We start from the raw sequence: 25457 nt of genomic DNA on the forward strand, positions 1-25457 counted from the left end.
GCCTGCTAGGCGGATGCGGACTGGCGCTCGGCCTCCAGCCGTTCCGCCTCTTCGCCGCCCACAGCCTCGCCCCGGGCCACCATTCCGGCGGTGTCGGAGAGCGGGATCTGCTTCAGCGTCAGCGCGAGGATCAGCGCGATGCCCAAGAACGGCAGCAGGTACCAGAACACCGGCGCCAGAGAGTCGGCATAGGCGTTCACAATGGCGTCCCGGAGTTGTTCCGGGAGCCGGCTCAGGGCCTGCGGGTCGAGGGTCTGGGTGGACTGGGCTGCCTGGTCGGCTGAGGCACCGGCGCCGGTGAAGGCATTGGTCAGGGCCTCTGCCAGCCGTGAGGTGAAGATGGAGCCGAACACGGCAACACCCAGGGAAGCGCCAACTTCGCGGAAGTAGTTGTTGGTGCTGGTGGCCGTGCCGATCTGCTCGGCGGGTACGGAGTTCTGCACCACCAGGACGATCACCTGCATGATGGAGCCCAGGCCGGCGCCGAACACGAACAGCTGGACGCAGATGACCCAGATGGGGGTGTCTGCGGTCAATGTGGTCAGCCAGAGCATGGCGCCCATGGTGAGCGCGGCGCCCATGATGGGGAACATCTTGTACTTCCCGGTCTTGGAGATCCGGATGCCGGAATAGATGGCCATGCCCATGAGGCCCGCCATCATCGGAAGCATCAGCAGCCCGGATTCGGCGGCGGAGGTGCCGGAGGACATCTGCAGGAACGTGGGGACGAAAGCGATGGCGGCGAACATGCCCAGCCCCAGGGTGAAGCCGATGGCCGTGGAATTCACGAAGATCCGGTTCCTGAACAGGCCCAGCGGGATGATGGGGTCCTCGGCCCGGCGTTCCACCATGACGAACGCGGCAGCGGCGACAACCAGGCCGGCGCCGAACGCCCAGGTCACTGGCGAATCCCAGCCTTCGTCCTTCTTGCCGCCGAAGTCGGTGAAGAAGATCAGGCAGGTGGTGGCCGCGGAGAGAAGCAGGACACCGAGGATGTCGATCCGCTTCTCGGCCTTTTTGTTCGGCAGGGTCAGCGTGAACCAGGCGATGGTGAAGGCCGCAATGCCGATGGGAATGTTGATGTAGAAGGCCCATTCCCAGGTGAGGTGGTCCACGAAGTAGCCGCCCAGCAGCGGGCCCGCGACGGCGGAGAGGCCGAAGATGGCACCCAGCGGGCCCATGTACTTGCCGCGGTCCTTGGCGGGCACGATGTCGGCGATGATGGCCTGGGAGAGGATCATCAGCCCGCCGCCGCCCAGGCCCTGGATGGCGCGGAACACCACGAAGCCCCAGAAATCGGTGGCGAACGCGCAGCCCACCGAGGCGAGCGTGAACAGTGCGATGGCCACGAGGAACAGGTTGCGGCGTCCGAGGACGTCGCCGAACTTGCCGTAGATGGGCATCACGATGGTGGTGGCCAGCAGGTAGGCGGTGGTGATCCAGGCCTGGTGCTCCACGCCGCCGAGCTTCCCCACGATGGTGGGCATGGCGGTGGAGACGATGGTCTGGTCCAGGCTGGAGAGCAGCATGCCGGCGATGAGGGCGGAGAAAATGATCCAGATGCGCTTCTGGGTGAGCAGCAGCGGCTCGGCTGCCGGCTTGGGGGTGACGGCGGTGCTCATGGGCGTCCTTCGGCGGAAGAGGGTACAGGGAGTTGAAGCGGCTGTGAGAAGAGCAGGCGCGCAGATGTGATGTTTTCCATCAGGAGGTCCTGGTAGGACCGGGAGTTGCCTTCGGAGAAGTAGGCCATGCTGGAGTGCCGGGCAATGCTGCCCATGGCAACAACGGCCATCCGAACCACGGGGTGGTCCGGGTCCACGCGTTCACGGGCTGCGAGGACCCGGGCAAAGTGGGCTTCGCGTTCCTCGGTGGCGCCGATGATCTTGAGCATCAGCTGGGGCTCTTTCTTGATGACGCCGATCAGCTGGCGGGTCTCCTCTTCCGAGGAACTCATGCGTTCGGACATCTTCAGGGACAGGTCCACGAGGTCCTGGAGGAGAGTGGCGGAGATGTCGCCGGGCGGTGAGCCTGCGCCGCCGCGGATGAAGTCGGCAAAGAGTTCTTCGGGCAGCTCATCGTCCACGTGGCCGAGGATTGCGTCTTCTTTGGATGGAAAGTAGTTGAAGAACGTCCGGCGCGAGATGCCCGCCCGGTCACACACTTCCTCCACGGTGTAGCCGTTGAGGCCCCGCTCCGCCGTCAGCGACCGCGCGATGGCGCTGATGGAACTCCGCGTCGCGGCCCGCTTGCGTTCACGCAGGCCGCCGTCGCTAATTGCACTATTATCCACAAAGTGAAGTTTTGCACCAATTTCAATTTAGTGCAATTTTGGCGCGAGCGGACACTTGCGGCCCCGCACCACAGCGCGAACGGACACTTGCGGCCCCGCCGCCTCAGCCACAACTGCCTTAACGACGACGACGGCGGCCGCCCGCCTTCGCTGGGAAGGTGGGCGGCCGCCGTCGCGCGTAAGTGGGGCCTCCGCCGTCGCGGGTTCCCTGGCTGAGCGGAGCGAAGCAAGGGAGGCGGTGGCGACTTATGCCTTGTGCGGCGGGCGCGTCATGGACATGACGTCCAGCGCGGTGTCCAGCTGCTCTTCGGTCAGTTCGCCGCGCTCCAGGAAGCCCATGGCGACGACGGTCTCGCGGATGGTGAGGCCCTCGGCGACGGCCTTCTTGGCGATCTTGGCGGCGTTCTCGTAGCCGATGTACTTGTTCAGCGGCGTGACGATGGAGGGCGAGGCCTCGGCGAGGAAGCGTGCACGCTCAACGTTGGCGGTGATGCCGTCGATCATCTTGTCGGCCATGACGCGGCTGGTGTTGGCCAGCAGGCGGACGGACTCGAGCAGGTTGGCGGCCATGACAGGGATGCCGACGTTCAGTTCGAACGCACCGTTGGTGCCGGACCAGGCAATGGCGGTGTCGTTGCCGATGACCTGCGCGCAGACCATGATGGACGCCTCGCAGATGACCGGGTTGACCTTGCCCGGCATGATCGAGGAGCCGGGCTGCAGGTCCGGGATGGCGATTTCGCCGAGGCCGGTGTTGGGGCCGGAGCCCATCCAGCGGAGGTCGTTGTTGATCTTCATGAAGGAGATCGCGATGTTGCGCAGCTGGCTGGAGGCTTCGATCAGGCCGTCTCGGTTGGCCTGGGCCTCGAAGTGGTCGCGTGCTTCGGTCAGCGGCAGGCCCGTGTCCGTGGCGAGCAGTTCGATGACGCGCTCCGGGAAGCCTGCCGGCGTGTTGATGCCGGTGCCCACAGCGGTGCCGCCGAGGGGAACTTCGGCCACGCGGGGGAGCGAAGCGTTGATGCGCTCGATGCCGTAGCGGACCTGTGCGGCGTAGCCGCCGAACTCCTGGCCCAGGGTCACCGGGGTGGCATCCATGAGGTGCGTGCGGCCGGACTTGACGACGTCCTTGAACTCGACGGACTTACGGTCAAGCGAGTCGGCCAGATAGCCGAGGGCCGGGATGAGGTCGTTGATGAGCGCAGACGTTGCGGCCACGTGGACGGACGTGGGGAAGACGTCGTTGGAGGACTGCGAGGCGTTGACGTGGTCGTTCGGGTGGACAACCTTGTCGCTACCGGCGGCCTTGAGGGCGCGGGAGGCGAGCTCCGCGATGACCTCGTTGGTGTTCATGTTGGAGGAGGTGCCGGAGCCGGTCTGGAAAACGTCGATCGGGAAGTCGCCGTCGTACTTTCCGGTGGCTACCTCATCGGCGGCGTCCGCGATCGCCTTGGCCAGCTCGCCGTCGAGCACTCCAAGTTCTGCGTTGGCCTGGGCGGCAGCCTTCTTGACCCGGGCGAGGGCCTCGATGTGTGCACGTTCCAGGGTTTTGCCGGAGATGGGGAAGTTCTCAACTGCACGCTGCGTCTGGGCACGGTACAGGGCGTTCACGGGGACGCGGACTTCGCCCATCGTGTCATGTTCAATGCGGAATTCTTCAGTGGAAGTCATGGGGCTAGCTTAGGGCGGTTGGCGGCTCCATCGAAAACCGTGAACCGCATGCGTCGGACCGCGCGGGCCGCCCGGATGCCGGGGATCTAGAGCTCGCCGATTCCCGAAACGAGGTCGGCGCGGCCCTCCTTGAGGCTGTAGGAGAGGCCGATCACGGCTGCGCGTCCGGTTTCGATTGCGTCCGAAATCACACGGGAGCTGTCCACGAGCCGGTGTGAGGTCTGCTTCACGTGCTCCACCACCATGTCGTTGACCTCAGTTTCGTTGTTGCGCAGCGAGGTCAGTACTGACGGCGTGATCCGCTCCACGAGGTCGCGGATGAATCCCATGGGCATCTGGCCCGTTTCCACGGCGTCCTTCGTGGCGCTGACTGCGCCGCAACTGTCATGGCCGAGGATCACGATCAGCGGCACGCCCAGAACGCCGATGCTGTACTCCAGCGACCCCAGGACGGCGTCGTCGATGACCTGGCCGGCTGTGCGGACAACAAACGCGTCGCCCAGGCCAAGGTCGAAGATGATTTCAGCGGCGAGGCGTGAATCCGAGCAGCCGAAGATCACCGCGAACGGGTGCTGGTTCTCCACCAGCGAGGAACGACGTGATGCGTCCTGGTTGGGGTGGGAGGATTCTCCGGCGACAAAGCGTTCGTTTCCTTCGCGCAGTCGCCGCCAAGCCAGTGCAGGAGTCAGGTAAGTAGCCACGAAGCCACTTTACGGCGAAGATGTGGCCGAGGGTGAAACCGTAGCGGCCGGGTTACTCTCCAAGGACTTCACGACGGCGTCTGCCAGGACGGCGAACTCGTCAAGTTGGGCTGTGCCGGTGAGGACGACGGTGGTGCCCTTGTGGCTGAGGACCATGCTCTTCTCGCCCTTACCCGTGTCGCGGAGTTCCCAGTCGAGGCCGCCGGCATTGCGGCTTCCGGTGACCGGGGCATTCTTGGTCTGCTGCAGCAGCCACGTGGGGTTCGCCCGGGCGGTCTGGACCAAACCGATGAATGACTCCTTCGGCGTAAGGTATCCGACCTCCCACATTGGCACGCCCGTGCCGGTCCCGGACTCCCAGCGGGCGTAATTCGGACTGAATGTGTCGCCGGTCCGGGGAGCCACAGGTGTGAATCCCGCCACACCGGCTGCGTTTTGGGCTATGGCGCCGACGTCCACGTTCGGGCGGTAACCTTCAGACTTCGGGGAGGGGTTCATCAAGACGATGGGAAGAAACGCGGCAACACTGACGAGCAGCGCGATGATCATCCCGATGACCGAGGCGTTGGCCCTTTTTGCCGCAGCGGCGCGGATAACGGGCTTAACCACCGGTGCGTCAGGGGCCGACTCGGAGCCCTTGGGGGAGCCCGTGCCGGCCGTCAGGTTGTTGGGGGTGGACTTGTCCTGCGTTTCGCTCACGCTTCTATAGTCGCGCATGTGAATGCCGTTCTCACATTCCTGCTGTTCAGCCGGTGAGGGAACGCCATGTTTCACGGGCTGGTCATCCCATGACCTGCGGATGCTGCCGCGACTATGATCAATAGCAGAGGAATCACCGTGACGGACTCATACCGGCCGTACGGGTTCAATGATCGCCACTCGAAGAAGAGGTTCACGTGTCACCAGCGCCTATGACCCAGCAGTACTCCACGATTTCGCCGTCGCTTGCCGTAGGCATTGACGAACCGGACCGCAACCTTGCCCTTGAACTTGTCCGCGTCACCGAAGCCGCGGCCATTGCCGGCGGCCACTGGGTTGGCTTCGGCGACAAGAACAAGGCTGACGGCGCAGCAGTCGACGCCATGCGCTCCTTCCTGCAGACCGTCCACTTCAACGGCGTTGTGGTCATCGGTGAGGGCGAGAAGGACGAAGCTCCGATGCTTTTCAACGGCGAGCACGTCGGTGACGGCACCGGCCCCGAGTGCGATGTCGCCGTCGACCCCATCGACGGAACCCGCCTGACCGCACTGGGAATCAACAACGCCCTCGCCGTCCTCGCCGTCGCCGAACGCGGCTCCATGTTCGATCCCTCCGCCGTGTTCTACATGGAGAAGCTCGTGACGGGCCCGGAAGCTGCGGACATGGTCGACTTGCGACTTCCCGTCAAGCAGAACCTGCACTTAATCGCCAAGGCGAAGGGTGTCAAGGTCAACCAGCTCAACGTCATGATCCTGGACCGGGACCGCCACCGTCCCCTCGTGGAGGAAATCCGCGAGGCCGGTGCCCGGACGAAGTTCATCATGGACGGCGACGTCGCCGGAGCCATCGCTGCGGCGCGCTCCGGTACCGGAGTTGACGCGCTCATGGGCATCGGCGGTACGCCGGAAGGCATCGTCGCCGCGTGCGCCATCAAGTCCCTCGGCGGCGTTATCCAGGGCCGCCTCTGGCCCACCAGCGATGACGAGAAGCAGAAGGCCATCGACGCCGGGCACGACCTCGAGCGTGTGCTTTCCACGAACGACCTCGTCTCCAGCGACAACTGCTACTTCGCAGCCACCGGCATCACCGACGGCGACCTGCTCAAGGGTGTGCGCTACTCCAAGGACAAGGTCCTGACCCAGTCGATCGTCATGCGGTCCAAGTCCGGCACCATCCGCTTCGTGGACGGCGAGCACCAGGCCAGCAAGTGGGAAGGCTACGCCCGCAAGAGCTAGCCCCTCCGCTTCACCCCGCTTCATTCAGCGCGAACGGACACTTGCGGCCCCTTAGTCATGGCGATAAAGGGCCCCAAGTGCCCGTTCGCGCTGTTCGTTGGGGCTGGTCACGGAACCTCATCACGGCCTTGACCTTTTCGATCACGAACGGGCTGTCTCCTTCGAGATCCTCTTTGAAGACGCGGACTTCCCGCCATCCGAGCCGTTCGGTCACGGCACGACGACGGCTGTCACTGCGAATTTGTAGCTGGTCGGCATGGTGGGCTCCGTCATACTGCAAGGCGATCCGTTCCTTGGGATACGCAGCGTCAGGCCACACGGCGGCCTGAGCCCATTCATCGACGATGACGTAATTGATGTCGGGTTCGCCCAGGCGCGAACGCGACAGAATGAGCCGCATAGCAGTCTCCTGAGGCGAATCCGCGCCCACCCGGATTTCCGGCAGTGCCAGGCGTGCGGTCTTCATGCCCCGCATGCCCGGATGGGTGCCAACCATTCGACGCAGCTCCTCGAGCGTGCACAGGGCCTCCTTGGGCCGCGGGAACTCAGCGCCGTGCGCCACAACGATGGAATCGCCCGCAGCGATCAGTTCGTCGACCGACAGTAAAGCGGCAAGGTCAAGCCACGTCCTTGCCGGCGAGGTGACCCGAACGCCGTCGTGCACCACAACTTCGCCGTCCTTGAACGTCAGGCGATGGGCCACCACGTTCTGGCGGCGGGGCTTGCTGCCCTCACGGTCCCTGGCCACATGGATCCGCCAGTCCTCCTGCATCCAGGGCGGAAGGCCAAACCCCCAGATCCGCGCGCCCGATTGATGCGTCAGGACCGATTTGTCGTCCAGGTCCGTATACGCTCGGAGGCTTGCTGCCGTGCCGCTGGGCCCGTGCAGGGGAAGGCGGATACCGCGGGAGGGGATGACGACGTCGGATTGCCGCTGCCGCTTCCGCGTCACCCCTAGTGCGCTGGCCGTCGTTGAGGTGAAGGATCCTGTGAGGAGTTCTTTGGGCAGGGACGTTCTGGACATGCTCCAGTCTGCAACGCCGGGGGCCGGGCAAAGCCGTTATCCACAGGACGGTGTCCCCTGGATGCGCGAACGGACACTTGAGGCCCCAAAGCAGCAAGTCTAGAGGGCCGCAAGTGCCCGTTCGCGCTGGGTGGGAGGGCCGCAAGTGCCCGTTCGCGCTGGGTGGAAGGCGCGGGGCGGGAGAGAACCGAGTCAGTTGCGGAGCGCGCGGAGCTTTTCGCGGGCCTTCCTGGCGATCTGGTAGGTGCCGTAGCGGAGTTTCTTCACGGGAAGGTCCCAAGTGCCAGGGTAGGCGATTTCGCGCCCGCCGAACGACTTCTTGAAGGCCGTGAAGCCGGCCCACTTGTGGTTCGGCTGGTCCTCGGGTGCCACGCCCCAGAGGTCAACGTGCTTCAGGCCCTTTTCCTTGGCATCCGCCATGAGGGTCACCAGCAGCGGGATGCCGGCGCTGAGCTTCCGGTGCGAGTCGTCCAGGGCGGCGTGGGCGTAGGTGCGGGTGTCGGCGGAGTCGTACGCCAGGGCCGCGGCAATGGGGCCGCCGTGGCGTTCGGCGATGAACAGCGTGGCCGCGCCCGCAGGCATGAGGGACCGGGCCACCTGGCTGAGGTACTCATCGCTCTGCGGCTTGAACCCGCTCCTTTTGGCCGTCATGTGGAGGAAATTCAAGAGCACGCGGATTTCTTCGGGATCCTGCGACGACCGGAACGTGACGTCCTTCTTATGGATGTTCCGGTAGAGGTTCCTGTTGACGGGTTTCATGGCGGCCAGCACGTCCTTGAAGTCCCGGCCCAGGTCCACGATCCAGCTCAGTTCCGGCTGCTGGTTGACGGGTGCCGGCCGCAGGCCGCGGCTCCGCAGCACCCTGTCGGACTCGGACGTGTCGAATCCGGCCGTGACCGGCTCGATCCGGACAAACGCGGCGTGGCACGTCCGGGCCAGCGCCACGAGCGCCGCCAGGGCGGCGTCGAACGCTTCCAGGGACTCCGCCACGGGGCCGTACGGGGCATAGAGGACCTTGCCCGCCGGGTTCTTCTCCTCGACGGCGAGGAAGCTCCAGCCCGGTCCCGACTGTTCGTGCACCGTGCGGCCAAGGGAACGCTGGAAGTCTGCCCACTGGGGGGTCTGCAGGAAATACTCCATCAGCTCAGGCCCCCAGCGCAGTGGTCACGGCGAAGGCGACGGCGGTCCCGGCTGAGCCGGCTGCCGGGTGCACGTTGACGGGGGCCTCCGCGGCCGGGAGGAACGCGCTCGCGCCACGGTCCAGGTGGAGGTCGCCCTTGGGGGAGTCCAGCAGCACGGAGCCGGACACCACGATGATTACTGCGGCGCCGGACTGAGCCACGGGGACGGGGGCACCGCCGGGCTCCAGTTCGATCCGCTGCAGCTGGAATTCGCGGAACGGGGGCCGGTACAGTTCCTGGCCCAGCCCGGACGTCTCGGCCGCCAGCATCGGCACGCCCACCGACGCGAACTCGACGGTGGCCAACAGTTCCGGGACGTCAACGAACTTCGGCGTCAGCCCGCCCCGGAGTACGTTGTCGGAGGACGCCATGACCTCGATGCCGAGACCGTGCAGGTATGCGTGGACGTTCCCTGCCGGCAGGTAGACCGCCTCTCCCGGAGCCAGCGAAATCCTGTTCAGCAGCAGCGAGATGAGGACCCCGGGATCCCCGGGATAGTGTCCGTGCAGGCTGGCCGCCGTGGAGAGTTCGGTCTGGTAGGGGGTCATCGGAAGCCCGGCCTTGAGCGCCGCCACCAGCTCGCGCACAGCATGCGAAACAGCGTGGCCTCCGCCGATGAGCCTGGTGAACGCCGCTTTCAGCGCGTCGTGCTCCGCCGGCTCGGAGAGATCCTGCACGACGTCCAGGAACACCTGGGGAACCTCGAGGGACATCCCGCGCATGGACGCCACCAAGTGGTCAAAGAGGGCGCGCGAGGACGCGGCGGGGCGGAAACCGCAGAGCGCCTCGAACGGCGTCAGGGCGAAGATCATCTCCGGCTTGTGGTTGTCATCCTTGTAGTTCCGTTCCGCGGCGGAACGGTCGACGCCGGCAGCCTCTTCGCGGGCAAAGCCCGCCCGGGCCTGTTCCAGCGTCGGGTGTACCTGAAGGGACAGCGGGCTCTCCGCGGCCAGGACCTTGAGGAGGAACGGCAGCCGGGGCCCAAACTCCGCCACGCTGGCACTGCCCAGATGATGGCCGGGGTCGGAACTGATGAGCGCATCCAAAGCCAGCGGACCGCCGTCGGCCGCTGATGCCACCGACGGTGAGTCGGGGTGGGCGCCGACCCACAGCTCCGCTTCCGGGCCGCCCGAGGCCTGCCGGCCCAGCAGGCCCGCAATGGCCGTGGTGGAGCCCCAGGCATAGGGCCGGAGGACGTTCTCAATTTCGTACACAGCCAGGTGTCCTTTTCTCATTGCAGCAGCGCGGCTGCCGCAGATTCGTCGATGCGTGCTGACGGTCGAATGCATGCCGACGCCGTCGCCGGCGTCGGGCGGTGGGCCGGGGGAGCCTAGAGCGGGCGGCACTGGCCGTTCGTGGCCACGAGGTCCCGGATCGCCTGCTCGTTGCCCTCACGCTTGAACTGGTTCAGCATCTCTTCCGTGATGGGCTCGCCGTCGGGGGTGGTGGTCACCGGTGTGAAGTCCGACGGCGACGGCGCAGGCTGGGTCAGGGGCGCCGCCGGTGCGGCTGCCATGAGCGGGCCGGCGGCCGCACCGGCCTGCACGATGCTGTCCTCCCCGGCAGGATCCGGCGCTGCCCCGGCCGACTGTGCAGCAAGGAGCTGGTCGACCCTGTCGTGGATCTGGTCGAAGTCCGGCACGGTGGAGAAGGAGGCGTCGAAGTCCGGCGGCCCGATAGTCAGCCGGCTGACTTCCTTGCCCTTGGCCTTCATTGCCAGGTCCACGAAGCTGCCGAGCTGGCTCGCGGAGATGTTGGAGTCAACCACCTTGGTGCCCGCGTTGGCGATGTCCTCGAACTTCGAGAGCAGCGTTGCAGGGTCCAACTGCTTGAGCATGGCCTGCTGGACGCACTGCTGGCGCTGGATGCGGGCGTAGTCATCAACGAATTCGCGGGAGCGTCCATACCAGAGGGCGTGATAGCCATCCAGGTGCTGGTCGCCCGCCGCGATCCAGCCGGTGGGCATCCCGTGGATTCCGTTGGCTTCGTCCACCATGTCGCCGCTCAGGGGCACCCAGCCGCCGGCCTTGATCTTGATGCCGCCCATGGCGTCGATGAGCTTGGCAAAGCCATCCATATCTACAAGGACATACGCCTGCACGGTGATGCCGAGCGTGCCCGAGACGGCCTCCAGGGTTGCCTGGGCGCCGGGATCGGCCACCCCGGGATAGAGGTCCGTGTGCTCGTTCGTCACCTCGGTGTTGATCGCGTTGATGAGGCACTCGTTGCCGCAGTCGTAACCGTCCGGGTAGATCTGCCGCATGGGGGAGCCCTCGCTGAACTGCGCGTTCTGCAGGTTGCGGGGCACCGAGATGATGGCGGTCTGGCCGGTCTTGGCGTCGACGCTGAGGACGGAGAGGCTGTCCGGTCGCCGGCCCGTTCGGTCGTCTCCCGCGTCACCGCCCATCATCAGGAAGTTGTAGCGGCCCTCCACGGGGTCGATGGCGGGACCCGCGGAGAAGATGCTGCCGATCGCGTTCCGGCTCACATTCAGCACGTACGCGGCGTAGCCAAGCGTTCCGGTGCTGAGCACCATTGCCAGGACCAGGGCAACCCCGACGACGGGCCTCATTCCGGGTGCCAGCAGGACAGGCCGGATGAGCCTGAGGGTGTTGACGAAGAGCGCGGCCCAGCCCACTGCGAGGGCGATGAGGATGACGATGATCAGGAGCGACGCCACGGAATTCGTGAGGATCCCGATCAGGAGCGTTCGGTTTGCCAGCAGCAGCACCAGTGCCACGAGCGCCAGTCCCCAGACGGCGAGCGTCACCCTCAGGGCGATCCTGCCCAGTTTGCGGTCGCCAGCAACGATCTGGGCGCTGCCCGGGACGAACAGGGTCAGCAGGAGGAGGACGAATGCGCGTTTCGTCCTGACCGGTGCCGGGGCGTTCACGGGGTTGCGGACCGGGTCCGTCAGGGCCTGTTGCGGCGCCTGGGGGCTGGAGTGGCTGGTGGTCATCTGCTGATTCCTAACGGCTGCCCCGGAGAACGACGTTGCCGTCGGAGAACACTTCGCTGACCTTGTGCCGCAGGGCCGCGCCCTTGCGGGTGGCGACGTCGTTGAGCTCCTGTGCGAACTCAATCAGCTCGTCGCGCAGGCGGACGGCGAGGTCGTCTGTCCCGGATGCCAGCATGCGGACGGCGAGCAGGCCGGCGTTGCGTGCGCCGGCGATCGACACTGTGGCCACCGGGACACCGGCGGGCATCTGGACGATGGACAGCAATGAGTCCATGCCGTCGAGCGTCTTTAGCGGGACGGGGACGCCGATGACCGGCAGGGGCGTCACGGACGCCAGCATGCCGGGCAGGTGCGCGGCGCCGCCGGCTCCGGCGATGATGACGCGCAGACCGCGCTCGTGCGCCGTCTGGCCGTAGCGGATCATTTCAGTAGGCATCCGGTGGGCTGAGACCACATCGGCTTCAAACGGGATGCCGAACTCGGCGAGGGCCTCTGCTGCGGCTTCCATAACGGGCCAGTCCGAGTCGGAGCCCATGACGAGGCCCACGATCGGTCCGGCGTTGTCCGTTCCCGCCGGACGGATCGGCGATGCAGGCGTACTCATACGGTCTCCTCGGAGTTCCCCGGTGCTGTTCGCGCCGGAGCACGGCCGTCCCGGATGATGTTGGCGACGGTGGTGGCGCGCTGCCGGACGGAGTCGACGTCGGAAGCGGATGCCCCCACCAGGTTGACGTGGCCGATCTTCCTGCCGGGCCTGACGGCTTTGCCGTAGCAGTGGATCTTGGCGGCCGGCTCGCTGGCCATGGCCAGCGGATACGCAGAGAACAGCTCCTGGTTCTCGCCGCCGAGGAAGTTCTTCATCACGACGACCGGCCCCAGCGCGTCGGTGGCGCCGAGCGGGAGGTTCAGCACGGCGCGCAGGTGCTGCTCGAACTGGCTCGTCACCGATCCGTCCTGGGTCCAGTGGCCGGTGTTGTGCGGACGCATTGCGAGCTCGTTGATCAGGAAGCCGGAACCGACGCCGGGGGTTTCGAAGAGCTCCACGGCCATGACGCCGGAGACTCCGAGTTCGTTGGCGATGCGGATTGCGGCGTCCTCGGCGGCCGCGGCCACCTCAAGCGGAATGTCCTGGGCCGGGGCGATCACTTCGTCGCAGACGCCGTCCACCTGGATGGTGTGGACCACGGGCCAGGCCCGGGATTCGCCGTCAGGAGTCCTCGCTACGAGGGCGGACAGTTCGCGGCTGAATTCCACCTTGGCCTCTGCCAGCAGCGGCGTCATGGCCGCAAACCAGTCGGCCGTGTCGGCGGCTTCCTCAGCCGACCCGACCATGCGGACGCCTTTGCCGTCGTAGCCCCCGCGGGGCGTCTTCAGCACCACCGGCCAGCCGGTTTCCTCGCCAAAAGCAACCAGGGCGTCGACGTCGGCAACAGCTGCCCAGGCGGGGTTTGGCAGCTCGAGCCGGTCGATGGCTGCGCGCATCACGAGCTTGTCCTGCGCGTGGACCAAGGCATCCGGCCCGGGCTGGACGTTGACGCCGGCCTCCTGCAGAGCCCGCAGGTGGTCGTTGGGGACGTGCTCATGATCGAACGTCATGACGTCGAGCCCCTGCGAAAACTCGAGGAGGGCGTCAAGGTCCTTGTAGTCGCCCACCGGCGACGTCGGCACGGCGGAAACCGCCGAAACGTCCTCGCCTTCGGCCAGGACACGGAGTTCAAAGCCCAAGGCCGTTGCGGCGGGGGCCATCATGCGGGCTAGCTGGCCGCCGCCAACTACGCCTATTACTGGAAAAGTCACAAGAGCCAGCCTACAGAAGACCGGGGGTGTTCCGGGCTTCACCACCGTTTCGGCCGGGAATTTTGCGTCATGGCAGCGTCGCAGGAGACCACGCTCCAGGCGCGGCGGGGCGGCTCCCAGCTTTGCGGGCTAAAATGGGTTCTCGGCCCTGTGGCCTGAAATTTCAGTCGGCCATGGAGGGTCATGTTTTACACACTTGCAGAACGTTTGCGCGGACTCGCCTCGCTTTTCTGGCGCGAGGTGGCCAAGTTCGGCGCCGTCGGCGGTGTCGCCTTCGTGATCGACAACGGCCTGACCTACTACCTGATGCACGGCCCCATGACCGACAGTGAGGCCAAGGCACGGTTCGTGGGCGCGACGGTTGCCACGATCTTCTCGTGGATCGCCAACCGGTTCTGGACCTTCCGGCACCGCCGCCAGGACAACGTGATCCGGGAATTCCTGATGTTCATCCTGATCAACGGCATTGGCATCGGCATCTCCACCGGCTTCACGGCACTGGCCAAGTATTCGATGGGCATCACGGACAAGAACATGCTGTTCCTGGCTGGCGTGGCCGGCATCCTCGTGGCCACCGTGGTGCGCTTCTTCGCCTACCGGTTCCTCGTATTCAACAAGGAACTCGACGAAGAGCCCGCTTTCTCGCACGACCACGAGATCATCGAACTGCACCACCACCAGAACCAGCACCCGGTCCGCGTTCCCGCCAACGAGGCGCAGGCCGACGTGCAGGATCCGGAGCGTCCGGGACCGCCCCGCAGCAGCTAGGGGCCGCTACCCGCCCTGCACCCGTTCGTCGCTGAGGAGCTTGTCTGTCACTGCGACGTCAGGGTGGACCAGTACGACCGACCCATCGTTGTGCCATGCTCCCAGACACTGGACGAGGGCCGCTTCAAGCCCGTCGCCGGCCCGCACCAGCAAGCGGACGCCGGTTTCGTGGGCGGCGGCGAACCCTTCGAGCAGGTCTGAGTGCGCGTGCAAGGTGCCGGCTGAGGATACGACGGCAGGGCGCGACCCCTCGGGATCCTCATGTGCCATAAAGACGTCGCCGTGCGAACGGACTTCGGCGCCGAAATCGACGACGCCGGGCGGCAGCTCACCGGGCCACCGCATGGCCAGCGCCGGAAGCGGCACAGCTATGACGGCGTCGAACGCCTCACCCTCAAGACCGGCCTCCGGTGACGCGGTGGCGAGGAGTTCGGCATCGGCGGAGCCGAGGACGACCTCCATTCCCAGCTGCCAGGCGGCGAGAGCCAGGATCATGGACTTCCAGTGCGCCGGAAGGTCCAGCCGCAACCGCGTCCCGGGTTCGGCATCGAGTTCGTCCTGCAGCAGGTTGCTGGTCTTGGCGACCCAGTTGTCTAGGACACGGCCGGACAGTTCCACCCGCTCTGCGTCCGGTCCGTACCAGGTCAGTCGCGGTGAGGTGGAGTGGCCGGACCGCAGTGCAGTCATCAGATCGATCGCCGGGATGCTCATGGCAACATCTTGCCACGGTGCCCGCCGCGCCGGGAGGTGGTGGGCGGGCCACGGTGAGAGGCCAGCGGCCCCGCACCGCCCTGTGATCTGTGCCACGTTCCTTTTGCTCATTTTGATTGCCTAAATCGCAGAGCAGGGCCGGTTTCCCCGGGATTCCCGGGAAATTCCCAGAAAAGTAGTCAGTATGCTGTCAAAATTCCCGGGATGACGGCGAGTCGTCCAAAAATCCCGGGCGTGGCGTGGCAGCGGATTGCGGTCGAAGTTGATTATTATCCCGGCTGCCGCTTGACTCCCAGCGACTTACACACGTGTAATTAGGTATCGATCGCCATTGCGCAAATACGGGGCACACAACCGAGTGTTCAGTTATTCAGTCAGGGGCAGCAACATCAGGAGGGACGCCACAAATGGGGCAAGTTGAGCGTATCCATGAAGATGCAGTCGTCGCCGGTCAGGCGTCGGCAAAGTACCGTTCTCGCGGCGTGCCAAGCGATTGGTACGTTGATCCGGCAGATCCGGATGCCGCCGAGCGGTACAACCAGAGCACCAGTGATTTACTGCAGGACCAGGCCACGGCCTTCCTTGCAGCTCATGAAGCCCTTCTGGCGGGAAACCCTGACCAGGACGGCGATCTTCACGATCCGCCGATGGAACTGCAGACCCTCCATTCGGAAACCACTGCGCAGCCGGTCTGGATCGGGCTTCCTTTCGAGCAGAACTTCGACGACGAAGGCGAACTCGGATGGCAGACGGACGCACTGTGCGCCCAGACTGACCCGGAAGCGTTCTTTCCCGAAAAGGGAGGATCCACCCGTGACGCCAAGAAAGTTTGCGGCGCGTGCAACGTGCGCTCACAGTGCCTGGAATACGCACTGTCGAACGACGAACGCTTTGGCATTTGGGGAGGCCTCTCCGAGCGCGAGCGCCGTCGGCTGAGGAAGCGAGCAGTCTAATTCTTCAAGTAGTACATGTCACCGCCGTTGTGGTCGCCCACAACGGCGGTGACTATCTTCCCAGGACCTTGGCGGCACTGTCGGAGCAGACCCGTCCGGTAGATGCTTTTATTGGCGTTGACACGGGCTCACGGGACAATTCCCTGGCTTTGCTTGACCAGGCATTCGGCGAGGACAACGTCACCACCTTCCACCAGGGGCGGACCGGAATGGGGGACGCGGTCAAGGCCGGCCTGGCCGCCTTGGCCCCCCGGAACCCGGACAGCCGGAACGACACCGAGTGGATCTGGTTGCTGCACGACGACGCCGCGCCCGCGCCGGAAGCCCTGGCCGAACTGCTCCATGCCGTGGAGCGTGCGCCCTCGGTGACGGTGGCAGGGTGCAAGCAGCTGGACTGGGACGCCAAGCGCCGGCTGATCGACGTCGGGCTTTCCACCAGCCGCTGGGCTGAACGGCTGACCCTCATTGAGGCGGACGAACTCGACCAGGGGCAGTACGACGGCCGCAGCGACACCTTCGCGGTCAACTCGGCCGGGATGCTGGTCCGGCGCGACGTCTGGGAAGAACTGGGCGGGTTCGACGCCGCCCTTCCCGGCACCGGTGACGATGTGGACTTCTGCTGGCGCAACCGCCTGGCCGGACACCGCGTTGTGGTGGTGCCCACCGCGCGGATGTTCCACGTTTCGCATCGGCCCCAAGCATTGGGGAGCGCCAGTGCTGCCCGGAAGGCCCAGGTCTACCTGCGCCTCAAGCACACAGTGTGGTGGAAGGTACCCCTGCACGCCGCAGGGGCGTTGCTGGGCAGCCTCTTCAAACTCGTCCTGAGCATTGCCGTCAAGGACCCCGGCCACGGATTCTCCCAACTCATGGCAACCTTCGTGGCGCTGGGCCGGCCCGGGGCTGTGATCCGCGGACGCCGCGACGCAGCAAGGACGCGGCGGATCCGCCGCTCGGTCATCAAGGGGCTCCAGACCCCGCGCCGCGAGGTCTGGGCCCACCGGCGTTCCCTCATTGAAGCCCTGGGCTCCGATGACCCGGGAGGGGACGCAGCCAGGAGCGATCCGCTGGCGGAACAGCCCAGCGGTGACTCCACGGATGATTTTGCCGCGCTGACCACTTCCGAGCGCGGATGGGTGGGCAACGGTGCCCTGCTCGCGGTGATCCTGACAGCGGCGGCATCGCTGATTGGTCTCTCCGGGTTCTTCCGCGCCGAAGCTGTCTCCGGCGGTGCCCTGATTCCGGTCTCGTCGAAGGTATCGGACATCTGGCACCACGCCACCAGCTGGTGGATCGGCCTCGGCGCCGGACTGCCCGGCCACGGCGACCCCTTCGCACTTCTTCTGTGGGTCCTTGGCCTTGTGGGCGGAGGGGACGCGAACAGCGCCCTCGCCTGGCTGCTGCTCCTGGCCATGCCGCTCTCCGGCCTTGCCGCGTGGTTCGCGGCGGGCGGCCTGACCACGCGGCGGCGCTTCCGCTTGGTGGCAGCAGTTGCCTGGGGCGGGGCTCCCGCCCTGCAGGTTGCGCTGAACCAGGGGCGCCTTGGTGCCCTGGTTGCACACATCATGATGCCGCTGCTGGTTCTGGCACTGCTGCGTGCCACCGGCACCGCACGCGGCCAGGGACGCTTCGCGGTTCCCGAGCCGGGGGACCGGCGCTTCCAGGAACAGCCTCCCGCCAAGCCGGGCGTTAACGGCACCCCTTCATGGACTGCGGCGGCGGCCGCCGGCCTGGCGCTGGCTGTTGTAACAGCAGCTGCACCCTCATTACTGCTTCCCTTCGTCGTCGTGGTTGTCCTTGCCGGGATCCTGCTTGGCAGGCGCGGGCGGACAGTATGGTGGGCGCTGCTGCCAAGTGCCGCCATTTTCATTCCGTTCGGTATTTCGGTGCTTGACCGCCCACGGGCACTGCTCGCCGACCCCGGCGTCCCGCTCGGTTTTCAGGGCGCGCCCTTGTGGCAGCAGCTTCTGGGTCAACCCCTGTATTTCGACGTCGACGGCGGCCTGGCCGGCCTTGCCGTCTTCGGCGGTTCCGGCATCCCGTGGGCGCTGCTCCTGGCCCTGCTGGTCGGGTTGCCTGTGGTTGCACTCGCCACTGCGGCACTGTTTGTCCCGGGCAAGCGCACCCGCGTGGCCCGCGCCTTGTGGGTAGCCGCCCTGATCGTCCTCGCAGGCGGCTGGCTCGCCAACCACATCGCCACCGGCGCCAGCGCGGACACCCTTGTCACTCCCTTCACCGGACCGGCCGTGTCCGCGTCCGGCTTCCTCCTGCTGGGCGCCGCCCTGATCGGAGCCGACGGCCTGCTCTGCTTCGCTGAGAAGACGGCCTCAGCCCCGGCCGCCCGACGGGTCGGCCTCAAGTCCGTGTCCGTCCTAGCCATGGTGCTGCTCCTGGCCGGACCCGCGGCGGGACTGACCGCGTGGGCAGCCCAGAACCTGTTGCAGTCCGTATCAGGGGCAACAGCGGCCGAAGCGACCCCCGCTGGTACAACCCCCCTGGGAACCCCGCGGCAGATCGCTCCCACGGCCGCCCGCACGCTGCCGGCCACGGCCATCGACCGGGGCCAGGGCCCCGAGCAGACCCGGACGCTGGTCATCGACACGGCGGAGGACGGCAGCTTCGACGCCTCGATCGTGCGTGGCGCCGGGACCACCCTTGACGGACTGTCCACCATCGCAGCCGCCCGCAATATCATGGGTGACCCCGGTAAGGAAACGGTCAGGGATGACGACGCCGTCACGGCGGCGCTGCGCAGCGTCGTAGCCACGGTGGTTGCCGGCCAGGGCGTCGACCCGAGGCCGGAGCTGGAACGCCTGGGCGCGGGATTCGTTGTGCTGCGGGCGTCGGACACTGCCGCGCAGCTGACCGCGAGCCGGATGGACGCAGTGCCCGGACTGGTGGCAGTAGGTCAGACCAACGTCGGCTGGCTCTGGCGGATCAGTCCGCTCAACCAGCCCGTCATCGACGCCGCCGCCGTTGCCCACCGCGTGCGCATCGTGGACGGCGCCGGCGCTGCGATCGGACTCCTGCCCTCGGACCTGGAAACAGTCGATGCCGCCGTTCCGGAAGGACCGGAAGGCAGGCTCGTGGTCCTGGCGGAGCGTTCCGATCCGGGCTGGTCCGCATGGATGGATGGCAAGCGGCTGACGTCCACCACCTCCGGCTGGTCCCAGGCCTTCACTCTGCCCGCCCAGGCCGGCCAGCTCACCATCCGTTACGAAAACCCGTGGGCAGTGTGGTCCGCCATCATGCAGGCGACGGTCATCGGACTGACTGTCCTGCTGGCCATCCCCATGCCCGCCCGCCGGCCCAACACGGGCCTCTCCCGGGATGAAGGCTCCCTGCGTAAGGAACATCAGCATGCATAAGGACGGGAACGACGCCGCGACGGGTGTCCACGAGGCAGGGGACGGCTCCGACGCAGCACGCGGGAACACGGACGAAGCGCCCGTGGCCGGCAGCGTTAAGGCACCCGGCGCCCGCGGACTGTCCGCCCGCGGAACGGTCGCCGGAGTAGTGTCAGCCGTGGTCATCGTGGCCGCAGCCGGAAGCCTGGTCGCGGCAGCGTCCCTGGGGCCCCAAAGCGCGTGGAGCCGCCCGCTTGAGGCGCCGCTGGCGGCAGTCCCCGCGGGAAGCAATGTGGGGATCTGCCCGGGACCGGCCCGCCTGCTGGAGGGTACACCCGTCGGCACCGACCCGCAGTTCAGCCCGGAATCGGCCACTGCCAAGAGCTTGGTCAGCGCTGCCGTGCTGAGCACCAACGCCGGTGTGGTGCCCGGCAGTAGGCTCGCGGAGCTCAACGGAAATCCCCTGGCCGAAATTGCCAAGGACCCCGGTGTTCCCACCGCTGCGCCAACCCCTCCTGCGCTGCTGGCAGGTGTCGTTTCCCAGCGCACGGTGGATTCCGTCAGCGTCCTGAGTGCAGATGCCGTAGGCAACCAGCAAGCCACCGCTGGCGCTGTCATGAGCTACACCGCCACTGACGGCGACCTGCGGGGCTTAGCTGCGGCAGGCTGCCAGCAGCCGGCCAACGACCTGTGGCTGGTAGGGGCTAATACGTCGCTGGGACGGACGGCAGTCCTTAATCTCAGTAATGCCTCCAGCACCCCGGCAACAGTCAGCCTGGAGCTGTATGGGGCGGCGGGACAAATTCAGGCGCCCGGCAGCAGGGGGCTGCTGGTGGCGCCGGGGACCACCCGTTCAATCGTGCTGGCCGGACTGGCTCCGGACCAGGAGAAGCTCAGCATCCACGCACGCAGTGCCGGCGGCCCGGTCACTGCGGTCATCCAGCAGAGCGTCCTCCGGGGGCTCACCCCCGGCGGCGTGGACTTCATCGTGCCCGGCGCGGCACCTGCGACCCGGCAGGTCATGTCCGGACTGGACATCCAGGACCCCGCATCCGCCAGGGCACTCACCGCCAAACAGGGATTTGCCGATGCCGCGGCTGCCTTGCACATCACTGTTCCGGGCCCGGCGGACGCCGTGGTGGAAATCAAGCTGTATGGACGCGACGGCCAAAAGGCGCTGCCAGGCGGCGGCGTTGTGACAGCCAAGGGCGGGTCCGTGACTGAGGTGTCGCTGGCCGGGGTGCCGACTGGCCAGTACACCGTTGCCGCCACTTCCGACGTATCGTTCGCCGCCGCTGCCCGGGTTACCCGCGGCCTCAAATCTGACAGTGCCACGGACTTCGCGTGGTCGCCGTCGTCCGCCAGGCTGGGCAGCCAGCACGTGGTCACGGTACCGCGCGGCGGAGAGCGGTACCTGGTCTTTGGCGCTCCCGAGGACCGGGCCAAAATCACCTACACGCCCATCACCGCCGACGGTAAGGTCCGCGCCGCCGCCACGGCGGACATCGCAGGCGGCACGACGGCGGTTATCAAGGTGCCGGGTGAAGTGGGCGGGACCGAGGTGCTCGGGTACGTTGTGTCAGCTTCCGGCGATGCCGCGTACGGCACCGTGCTGCTGGAACAGGACGGTCGCACGGACATCGCCACGGTTGCGGTGGCCGCAGGCGCCGCCGGCCAGGAACAGGTAGCGGTGAAACTGGGCTACTAGCCCGGGGCTAGTAGCGCCGCCGGTACACGGGGTCCAGTGTTTCCGGTGCTACCCCGAGCATTTCGGCGGTGCGCTCCACCACGACGTCGTGCACCAGGTCCTGGAGTTCGTCCCGGCTGGAGCAGGCGTTTTCGATGACCCGGCGGTAGAGCGTGATCACCGGGCCTTCGTCGGCAGTGGCGGGCTCGTACAGCCCCATGGGCGCGGGGGACCGGTCTGCAACCAGCTGTTCCAGGCCCTGCGGGATTTCGTCAACAGCAAACCTGACGCCGTCCAAGGGCTTTCCCCAGATGTCATGCAGACGCTGGGCGGAGTCCATGACCATCTCGTCGAAGCGGTCGGAACGGGTGCGGTATCCGGGTAGCGTGGGCAGCATCAATTCGCCGCGCAGGCCGCGGCCGTGGCGGTTCCTGCGGCGCTGCCTGAAGCTCTTGCCGCGGACCGCTACCGCGGGCGCGGCGGCGTCCGCCGGCTGGCCGGCTCCCGGTTCAGCCAACCGGACCGTAAACCCCGGAACGTGGTGCGATTGCTGCATATATCGACTCTAGACCCGCCGCTTGAAATACGCGACATAACCGGCGAACGCCACACTGGCCGCCCGGGTGTCAGCCGACACCACAGGACACTGCGGGCCGGAATGCACGGCACCGCAGCAAACGGGGAGTAGTCTGTGATGTCGTGGGTGCTATTCGTCAATGTTCAAGATCAGCCTGCCGCAACTCGGCGGTGGCGACTTTGACGTACGTCTACGCGGACTCGACGGCTGTCCTGGGCCCGCTGGCTACGTACGCGGAGCCCCATTGTTACGATTTGTGCGAACAGCATGCCGGGTCGCTCACGGTGCCGCGGGGCTGGGAAGTGCTGCGACTGGCCATGCCGGCCGCGCCGCCGCAGCCGGGACCTGATGACCTTTTAGCCCTCGCCAACGCCGTCCGGGAGGCGGCCTTGCGGCCGTCCGCCGCAGATCCCGCACCTGGCCAGCGTCCGGCTCACGCCTCGCTTGAGGCCCCGCCGGCTTCGGAAGGCGCCCGAAGGGGACACCTGCGCGTCCTCCGCGAACCCTCCTGAGCCGCGGCGCCGCCGCGAAGCTTGTACGCTGGAAGCTGCAAATCCATCGGCCACCGGCGCCTGCTGCGGCGCCATCAGGGAGCATCCACCATGCCAAAGATCAGTCCTGACCTGTTGTCTGTCCTGCGCTGCCCCGTTACCGGCTCAACGCTGGTGCAGGAAGGCGAGGAACTCGTCTCCACCGCCGCGGGGCAGTCAGGGGAGAAGCTGCGCTACGCCATCGAGGACGGCATCCCGCTGCTTTTGCCGCCGGAACTGGTCTCCGCGGCGAACGCTGCGTCTTCGGACCAGCACGACGGCGGTCCCGGCGCAGCGGCGGGTTCCGCAGCGCCGCGCCTTGCCAGCGCCGAATAACTGCCCGGCCGGCCCATCGCCCGTCCACTTGGCGCCGAACTTCCCATAGTTCGCCGAACGGACATGCTCTTCCGCCGTTCCAGAATTTTCCGGATACAACACAAGGACTCACATGACTTTCGATTACAAGGTTGCTGACATCTCCCTGGCTGAGGCCGGCCGCCACCAGATCCGCCTTGCGGAACACGAAATGCCCGGACTGATGTCCCTGCGCGAGGAGTTCGACGCCAGCCAGCCCCTCAAGGGCGCCCGGATTGCCGGTTCGCTGCACATGACCGTCCAGACCGCCGTGCTGATCGAAACCCTCACAGCTTTGGGCGCCGAGGTCCGCTGGGCTTCCTGCAACATCTTCTCCACCCAGGACGAAGCCGCTGCCGCGGTCGTGGTGGGCAACGGCACGGTGAATGACCCGCAGGGCGTCCCTGTCTTCGCCTGGAAAGGCGAGACCCTGGAGGAATACTGGTGGACTGCCGAGCAGATCCTCACGTGGCCCGGTGCGGACAGCAACCCGGATCTTGGCCCGAACATGATCCTCGACGACGGCGGCGACGCCACCATGCTGGTGCACAAAGGCGTTGAGTTCGAAGCCCTCGGCTCCGTTCCCGCCGCAGCGGAGGACGAGTCCGATGAAGGGCGGGTTTTCCTCGACGTCCTGCGCGCCTCGCTGGCTGCGGACAAGCAGAAGTGGACCCGCATCGGTTCCCGGCTGCTGGGTGTCACGGAGGAGACCACCACGGGCGTGCACCGCCTCTACCAGCTGGCGGAGCAGGGCAAGCTGCTCTTCCCGGCCATCAACGTCAACGACTCGGTGACCAAGAGCAAATTCGACAACAAGTACGGCATCCGGCACTCGCTGCCCGACGGCATCAACCGTGCCACCGACGTCCTCATGGGCGGCAAGATCGCCGTCGTCTGCGGCTACGGCGACGTCGGCAAGGGCGCGGCGGAGGCCTTCCGCGGGCAGGGCTCCCGCGTGATTGTCACGGAGATCGATCCGATCTGTGCACTGCAGGCCGCCATGGACGGCTACCAGGTGGCCAAGCTGGAGAGTGTCCTCAGCGAGGGACACATCTTCATCACCACCACCGGGAACAAGGATGTCATCATGGCCGAGCACATGGCCGGCATGCGTGACAAGGCGATCGTGGGCAACATCGGCCACTTCGACAACGAAATCGACATGGCAGGCCTTGCGCGGATTCCCGGCGTCAAGAAGGTCGAAATCAAGCCGCAGGTGCACGAGTGGGTCCTCGACGCAGGAACTGCGGAAGAGCGGTCCATCATCGTCCTTTCTGAAGGCCGCCTGCTGAACCTGGGCAACGCCACCGGCCACCCGTCCTTCGTGATGAGCAACTCGTTCGCGAACCAGACCATCGCGCAGATTGAACTCTTCACCAAGCGGGACCAGCCGGAGGGCGAGCGGGAATACGAAAACCAGGTCTACGTGCTACCGAAGATCCTTGACGAGAAGGTCGCCCGGCTGCACCTGGATGCCCTGGGCGTGGAGCTGACGGAACTGTCCAAGGAGCAGGCCGGGTACCTGGGCCTGGACGCTGCGGGGCCGTACAAGCCGGATCACTACCGCTACTAGGACTGAGGCTGCCAAACCGGCAGGAAAGCACCATCTGAAGGGCCCCGGTTCAAGATCCGGGGCCCTTCTTCGTGACCGTTACGATGCCGGATTCCCCGGCAACTCCAAGGAGTGTGGCCTAAGCTGTGCCCATGATGACTGCAACGGTCCTCGAGCTGTGACGGCCCGGGAACGCTGGACCACCCGCAGGAAGGCCTTCCTGCTCGGAACACTGTGCGTGCTTGCGGCGGGCGGCGGTGTCTTCGCCGCGGTCGCGCCGGGGGCCGGCCGCGCCGCCTTTGACTCCGAGGCCGGCGCCGCGGAACGCACCACCCCGGGCCTCGCTGCGCCGGTGGTTGCCCCGGTGCAACTTGCGGCGTCCCCGGCCGACGGCGCGAAGCAGGTGAACCCGGCAGCACCCGTCTCGCTCAAGGTCAGCAACGGAACGGTGGAACGCGTGGCCTTGACGGACGCCGGGGGCACCGCCGTTGAGGGGATCCTCAGCGCGGACGGAACCGGCTGGTCGGCCGCAGGTCCGCTGCAGTTCAACAGCACCTACACGTACACCTTCGTCGTGACGGACACGGCCGGCCGCAAGACCAACGACACCCGCACCTTCACCACGGTGTCAACCGCCAATGAGGCGGATGCCGCCGTCTATCCGCTGGACGGCATGAAGGTGGGCGTCGCCCAGCCGCTGCAGGTGACGTTCAGTGAGCCCGTGGTGAACAGGGATGTCGTGGAGAAGGCCATCAAGATCTCGTCGACGTCCGGCCAGGCGGGGGAGTTCCACTGGTTCAGCGACACCATGGTCCGGTACCGGCCGGAGAACTTCTGGGCGGCCAACAGCACCGTGACCATGGACATGCAACTTTTCGGCGTGGATTTCGGCAACGGGCAGATTGGGAATTTCAACAAGAAAGTCACGGTCCATATCGGCGACAAGAAGGTGGCTGTGGCTGATGCCACGGCACACACGTTTTCGGTCAGCGTCAATGACCAGCCGGCCGGTTCGTGGCCCGCAACCATGGGTGACACCCGGTTCCCGTCGGCCCGCGGCTACCTCGTGTTCATGGAAAAGTACCGCGTGGAACACATGTCTGCTGCCAGCATTGGGCTCAAGCCGGGCGACCCGGCCTACTACGGCGAGCTGGACGTCAACTACGCCACGCGCCTGACGCCGAGCGGCGAGTTTATCCACCAGGCCACGGACTCCGCGATGCCGTACATCGGCGTGACCAACCTTTCACACGGTTGCATCGGCCTCGCCGCGGAGAGCGCCAAATGGGTCTTCGACAACATGACCACCGGGGACGTCGTCCAGGTGGTCAACACAGAGGGGGAGAACGCCAACTTCGACGACGGATTCGGTGACTGGAACATCCCCTGGGCCCAGTACGCCAATTGACGCGCCGGCCGTACGGTAA

The 25457-nt window shown here is 66.3% G+C and carries 22 protein-coding genes; 9 read left to right on the plus strand and 13 right to left on the minus strand.

The window, feature by feature from the left end; translation table 11 throughout:
- Positions 1–5: 5 nt before the first annotated feature.
- From AC1MDG_RS06035 to AC1MDG_RS06055, 5 genes are all read right to left on the minus strand, one after another.
- Positions 6–1622 (minus strand): MDR family MFS transporter, encoded by a 1617-nt coding sequence (locus tag AC1MDG_RS06035; RefSeq protein WP_479808125.1) that lies wholly within the window; start codon positions 1620–1622, stop codon positions 6–8.
- Positions 1619–2290, minus strand: coding sequence for a TetR/AcrR family transcriptional regulator (locus AC1MDG_RS06040; RefSeq protein ID WP_479808127.1), 672 nt, complete (start codon positions 2288–2290; stop codon positions 1619–1621). The genes AC1MDG_RS06035 and AC1MDG_RS06040 overlap by 4 nt, the downstream gene beginning before the upstream one ends.
- 246 nt (positions 2291–2536) lie before the next feature.
- Positions 2537–3958 (minus strand): class II fumarate hydratase, encoded by a 1422-nt coding sequence (locus AC1MDG_RS06045; RefSeq protein ID WP_043479445.1) that lies wholly within the window; start codon positions 3956–3958, stop codon positions 2537–2539.
- Between the two features lie 86 nt (positions 3959–4044).
- On the minus strand, positions 4045–4659 hold the full coding sequence (locus AC1MDG_RS06050; protein WP_043479447.1) for a carbonic anhydrase: 615 nt from the start codon (positions 4657–4659) through the stop codon (positions 4045–4047).
- Positions 4660–4668: 9 nt separating this feature from the next.
- Entirely contained in the window at positions 4669–5376 is a 708-nt protein-coding gene (locus AC1MDG_RS06055) for a DUF4245 domain-containing protein (RefSeq protein ID WP_479808128.1), read from the minus strand.
- Positions 5377–5570: 194 nt separating this feature from the next.
- Here AC1MDG_RS06055 and glpX point away from each other — a divergent pair, with 194 nt between their 5' ends.
- A complete protein-coding gene (glpX, locus tag AC1MDG_RS06060) occupies positions 5571–6593 on the plus strand; it encodes a class II fructose-bisphosphatase (RefSeq protein ID WP_175417425.1) in 1023 nt (340 codons plus the stop codon).
- 55 nt (positions 6594–6648) lie between these two features.
- Here the strand turns inward: glpX and AC1MDG_RS06065 are convergent, their stop codons facing one another.
- From AC1MDG_RS06065 to AC1MDG_RS06090, 6 genes are all read right to left on the minus strand, one after another.
- The gene (locus AC1MDG_RS06065; RefSeq protein ID WP_479808130.1) at positions 6649–7617 is read right to left on the minus strand and encodes a hypothetical protein; all 969 of its coding nucleotides are present in this window, start codon (positions 7615–7617) and stop codon (positions 6649–6651) included.
- A 192-nt stretch (positions 7618–7809) separates the two neighbouring features.
- A complete protein-coding gene (locus AC1MDG_RS06070) occupies positions 7810–8757 on the minus strand; it encodes a lipid II:glycine glycyltransferase FemX (protein WP_479808131.1) in 948 nt (315 codons plus the stop codon).
- Between the two features lie 4 nt (positions 8758–8761).
- Complete coding sequence (manA, locus tag AC1MDG_RS06075; RefSeq protein ID WP_479808133.1) at positions 8762–10012, minus strand: mannose-6-phosphate isomerase, class I; 1251 nt, start codon at positions 10010–10012, stop codon at positions 8762–8764.
- 116 nt (positions 10013–10128) lie between these two features.
- Complete coding sequence (locus AC1MDG_RS06080; protein WP_479808135.1) at positions 10129–11757, minus strand: LCP family protein; 1629 nt, start codon at positions 11755–11757, stop codon at positions 10129–10131.
- 10 nt (positions 11758–11767) lie between these two features.
- Positions 11768–12361, minus strand: coding sequence for a 5-(carboxyamino)imidazole ribonucleotide mutase (gene purE / locus AC1MDG_RS06085; protein WP_043479458.1), 594 nt, complete (start codon positions 12359–12361; stop codon positions 11768–11770).
- A complete protein-coding gene (locus tag AC1MDG_RS06090) occupies positions 12358–13506 on the minus strand; it encodes a 5-(carboxyamino)imidazole ribonucleotide synthase (protein ID WP_479809029.1) in 1149 nt (382 codons plus the stop codon). The genes purE and AC1MDG_RS06090 overlap by 4 nt, the downstream gene beginning before the upstream one ends.
- A gap of 231 nt (positions 13507–13737) precedes the next feature.
- Between AC1MDG_RS06090 and AC1MDG_RS06095 the strand changes: the two genes are divergently transcribed.
- A complete protein-coding gene (locus tag AC1MDG_RS06095; protein ID WP_043479462.1) occupies positions 13738–14322 on the plus strand; it encodes a GtrA family protein in 585 nt (194 codons plus the stop codon).
- Between the two features lie 6 nt (positions 14323–14328).
- Here AC1MDG_RS06095 and AC1MDG_RS06100 read toward each other — a convergent pair whose 3' ends face one another.
- Positions 14329–15033, minus strand: a complete 705-nt coding sequence (locus AC1MDG_RS06100) for a TIGR03089 family protein (RefSeq protein WP_479808137.1) — start codon at positions 15031–15033, stop codon at positions 14329–14331.
- A gap of 407 nt (positions 15034–15440) precedes the next feature.
- Here AC1MDG_RS06100 and AC1MDG_RS06105 point away from each other — a divergent pair, with 407 nt between their 5' ends.
- Genes AC1MDG_RS06105 through AC1MDG_RS06115 form a run of 3 tightly spaced genes read left to right on the plus strand, consistent with a single transcriptional unit; the run spans position 15441 to position 21038 of the window.
- Positions 15441–15986: a WhiB family transcriptional regulator gene (locus AC1MDG_RS06105; protein WP_082049531.1), complete on the plus strand. Its 546-nt coding sequence runs from the start codon at positions 15441–15443 to the stop codon at positions 15984–15986.
- 29 nt (positions 15987–16015) lie between these two features.
- On the plus strand, positions 16016–19351 hold the full coding sequence (locus tag AC1MDG_RS06110) for a glycosyltransferase family 2 protein (RefSeq protein WP_479808138.1): 3336 nt from the start codon (positions 16016–16018) through the stop codon (positions 19349–19351).
- Positions 19344–21038: a DUF5719 family protein gene (locus AC1MDG_RS06115; protein ID WP_479808140.1), complete on the plus strand. Its 1695-nt coding sequence runs from the start codon at positions 19344–19346 to the stop codon at positions 21036–21038. The genes AC1MDG_RS06110 and AC1MDG_RS06115 overlap by 8 nt, the downstream gene beginning before the upstream one ends.
- A gap of 7 nt (positions 21039–21045) precedes the next feature.
- Here AC1MDG_RS06115 and AC1MDG_RS06120 read toward each other — a convergent pair whose 3' ends face one another.
- A complete protein-coding gene (locus AC1MDG_RS06120) occupies positions 21046–21573 on the minus strand; it encodes a metallopeptidase family protein (RefSeq protein ID WP_479808141.1) in 528 nt (175 codons plus the stop codon).
- 143 nt (positions 21574–21716) lie between these two features.
- Here AC1MDG_RS06120 and AC1MDG_RS06125 point away from each other — a divergent pair, with 143 nt between their 5' ends.
- From AC1MDG_RS06125 to AC1MDG_RS06140, 4 genes are all read left to right on the plus strand, one after another.
- Positions 21717–22106 (plus strand): DUF3499 domain-containing protein, encoded by a 390-nt coding sequence (locus AC1MDG_RS06125; RefSeq protein ID WP_479808142.1) that lies wholly within the window; start codon positions 21717–21719, stop codon positions 22104–22106.
- Between the two features lie 90 nt (positions 22107–22196).
- The gene (locus AC1MDG_RS06130) at positions 22197–22460 is read left to right on the plus strand and encodes a Trm112 family protein (RefSeq protein ID WP_479808143.1); all 264 of its coding nucleotides are present in this window, start codon (positions 22197–22199) and stop codon (positions 22458–22460) included.
- Positions 22461–22572: 112 nt separating this feature from the next.
- Positions 22573–24051, plus strand: coding sequence for an adenosylhomocysteinase (gene ahcY / locus AC1MDG_RS06135; RefSeq protein ID WP_479808145.1), 1479 nt, complete (start codon positions 22573–22575; stop codon positions 24049–24051).
- Positions 24052–24208: 157 nt separating this feature from the next.
- Complete coding sequence (locus AC1MDG_RS06140; RefSeq protein ID WP_479808146.1) at positions 24209–25438, plus strand: L,D-transpeptidase; 1230 nt, start codon at positions 24209–24211, stop codon at positions 25436–25438.
- The last annotated feature ends 19 nt before the right edge of the window (positions 25439–25457 follow it).

The organism is Arthrobacter sp. AIWTK1 (assembly GCF_056680535.1).